The sequence below is a fragment of the Methylocucumis oryzae genome, from assembly GCF_000963695.1.
In the GTDB taxonomy this organism is placed as follows: Bacteria; Pseudomonadota; Gammaproteobacteria; order Methylococcales; family Methylomonadaceae; genus Methylovulum; species Methylovulum oryzae.
Map to the genome: position 1 here is coordinate 1 of NZ_LAJX01000314.1, position 2,876 is coordinate 2,876.

Here is a 2,876-nt window from a genome sequence, read left to right on the forward strand (position 1 = left end):
GTAGGCGGCTTCTGAGCACATGGACAATGAATCGCCTGTAACGATGAGTACATCGGCGTAGGCTAGCATGGCGTGATAAAGACTGTGCTCGGTTTTGCGCCAGTCAAAAAAATGATACTGGCTTGTTAATTCGCTTAATAATACGGATAGTGCGTCATTGGGTGTGCGTCGCTGTTGGTGATGACGATGCTGCCGTTTAAGGCTTGATTGATGCTATTAATCTTACCGGCTAAACATTGCGCATGTGTGGTAGTAAAACCATTGCAATAACGTGTGTTACCGCCTAGAAGTACTGCGATAATAGGTTTTTGCAGTGGCAGGAAAAAATCGACATGTTGCTGACGGGCTTGAGTTAAGTGGGTTTGGGTTAAGCCGTGGCTAACGCCTATCGTGGATATAATTTTTTCCCCGGATAATTGTGGAGACACGATTAAATCGTATTCAAGCAAGCGCGGGTGTTGTTGGTCGGGCAGTATAGAGGCTAAGTAGATATTAAAAAGCCGATTGTTAAATAGAGTGCGTAAATCAGCTATCACGTCTGTGGTTTCTTCACCGGTGCCGCTAATGACGATTAATAGCGGCGAGTTGTTGGTATTACTTTGTTGATATTTTTCTTTTAATGCTGTTAGGTAATGTTGCGTATTGCCGTTGGGTTTGGGAATGATGCTATAACCAAAGCCTAATCTGTCTGCAAGTCCAATTCGAGCGTAGAGTTCACCCGTATAATCACTGTCCACCACCCAGACCATGATGTTTGAATGATGGTGTGTTTTGCTATAAGTGCTTAATCCCATTGTTGCTTATCCGTTCGCTAATTGTTTGTGCTGCCAGCGCGCCATCGGCTAAGGCATGAACGACAGATTGATGGCTAGGGCTAGTGACATCGCCTACCGCATAGATAGTAGGCAGTGTTGTACATTTACCCGCGTCGGTGTTGATGTAGCCAGAGTTCGATACGATGCTTGATAGAGTAGGTTGGTTTAGTAAAAACTCTGTGTTGGGTTTAAATCCGGCTCTGACAAATAGCTTATCGACTAATTGTTGTTGACCATTGCTTAATTGTAGTTCGAGCTTGTTTGCAAGAAGATGAAACGAGTGAATTGTCGTGTCGGTGTGTTCAACGACCATGCCCTTATCTAGCCAAGCGCGTAGTTGTTGTCTTAAATAAGGCTTGGCTTTGGCTGAGCCACGCATAAGCATTATGACTTTAGCGCCAGCAGCAGCTAAGTCTAGTGCTGTGTAATGGGCATTATCACCACCACCAACAACCGCGATAACTTTATGGGGCGCTTGGTTTAAAAAGGTTAAATGGTCGAGCGGGAAAAAAGAGATGAGTGTTGCTGCAAGCGCCGTTTCAAAGCCGGGCAGGGCGGTAAAAATTTCTGCGCCTACGTTGGTAACGCCTGTCGCTATGACCATAGCGTTGACAGTAAGTATATTTTTTTGGCCGTTTTGCTTGAGAGTAAGATTTAAGTGAGTTGCGTACGGGGTTATGTCTATCAGTTTGGTCGCTGTTTGAGTGGCAATGTTTTCCAAATTGATGTGTTGTTCGTAACGCTCAGCCAGCTCACGGCTGGTTTGGTTGGGCATACCAAGTACCCACCGGTTAATTCTATCCAGATGGAAAAGTTGTCCGCCTAGGTGTGTGTTTTGTTCGATAATAATAGGCGTAAAGCCAAGATGTTTTAACCATAACGCGCAGGACATACCCGCCACGCCACCGCCAATAATGGCGATGGTTTTAAACGGTGCTTGGTTCATCAGCAGCCTCCTGGGTTAAGTTTGGCTACTATAGCCCAATTTTAGGTATTGGCAAGATTGGGGTGTCGAATGGGCAAGCTGGTTAACGAGCTTTGCATGATTTGCCAAAGCTCTTGATAAGTGCGTAATAACACGGGATGGGTTAGATTGGGTGCGATTTCTGCTAACGGCATTAAAACAAAAGCATAGCGTTCTATGTCAGGGCGCGGCAATTGTAATGCGCCTTCTGTGAGGATTAAATCGCCAAATAAAATCAGGTCTAGGTCTAGGGTTCGTGATGAAAATTTTTGGCTGTTACTGGAACGGCCGTGATCAAACTCGATTTGTCTTAATTGTTTGGCAACGGTGTGTGCATCATGATTAGTGTTAAAGCAGGCGACGAGATTGTAAAACGGCGCACCGGTAAAGCCTATGGCTTCGGATTCATAAACACTAGATGTCGTTAATAAGCCAAAATGAGACGTTAACGCCTTAAGACCCGACGCGATATTGTGGTCTTTATTAATATTGCTGCCTAAGCTAACGTAAACGTCGGTGGTCACGCAGGCTTTACTCCACGTTCTATGATAACGCCTACATCGGTGCCTGGGCCTAAGATGCCTTGTTTATTAAGTTTGATTTTTAACCAGGCGACCCGGAATTCATTTTGAATAATCGCGGCAATTTCTGTAACTAGCGTTTCAACGAGGTAACATTGGCTGTTTTCGACAAAACCTTTAATCCGGTCATAAACCGCTTTATAGTCTAAAGCATGTTGAATATCGTCATATTTGGCGGCCAGTGTGATGTCTGAAGCCATTTCAATATCTAAAATAATGGTTTGCTTATTTTCCCGTTCCCAGTCAAAGATGCCGATAATAATGTCGAATTTTAAATTGTTTAAAAAAATAATATCCATGTGGGGTTTCCGGTTTATGATGTGAAATCTTGAGGCTATGAAATATTTAAGACGGGATAGGTCATTCAGAACGCAGGACGCCGTAAATACGTCCCTGTAGGCTTGGCGGCAGCATCCCTGCTGCCGACACCTGGAGCCACAAGGATGTGGTGAATGCAGAAAACGCAGGAGCAGTTTTCTGTCTTTCTAAACGCCCTGTCCCGTCATAACTGTTTAG

3 protein-coding genes and 1 pseudogene are annotated in these 2,876 nt (G+C 44.5%); all 4 read right to left on the reverse strand.

Translation table 11 applies throughout. From position 1 onward, the window contains the following. A pseudogene (locus VZ94_RS20840) lies at positions 1-794 on the reverse strand (ELM1/GtrOC1 family putative glycosyltransferase); the annotation flags it as partial. Continuing rightward, positions 775-1,761 carry an NAD(P)/FAD-dependent oxidoreductase gene (locus VZ94_RS20845; protein ID WP_045780714.1) on the reverse strand — a complete coding sequence of 329 codons (987 nt, stop codon included), beginning with the start codon at positions 1,759-1,761 and terminating at the stop codon, positions 775-777. The gene VZ94_RS20845 and the pseudogene VZ94_RS20840, both read right to left, overlap by 20 nt. 41 nt (positions 1,762-1,802) lie before the next feature. After that, complete coding sequence (gene folK, locus VZ94_RS20850) at positions 1,803-2,303, reverse strand: 2-amino-4-hydroxy-6-hydroxymethyldihydropteridine diphosphokinase (protein ID WP_045780715.1); 501 nt, start codon at positions 2,301-2,303, stop codon at positions 1,803-1,805. Further along, positions 2,300-2,659 carry a dihydroneopterin aldolase gene (folB, locus tag VZ94_RS20855; RefSeq protein WP_045780716.1) on the reverse strand — a complete coding sequence of 120 codons (360 nt, stop codon included), beginning with the start codon at positions 2,657-2,659 and terminating at the stop codon, positions 2,300-2,302. Before folB ends, folK begins: the two co-directional genes overlap by 4 nt. Positions 2,660-2,876 lie beyond the last annotated feature (217 nt).

Excerpts from the sequence above, each read along its gene's own strand:
- folB (WP_045780716.1), bottom strand. The coding sequence starts at position 2,659 with ATGGATATTATTTTTTTAAACAATTTAAAATTCGACATTATTATCGGC.
- VZ94_RS20845 (WP_045780714.1), bottom strand. The coding sequence starts at position 1,761 with ATGAACCAAGCACCGTTTAAAACCATCGCCATTATTGGCGGTGGCGTG.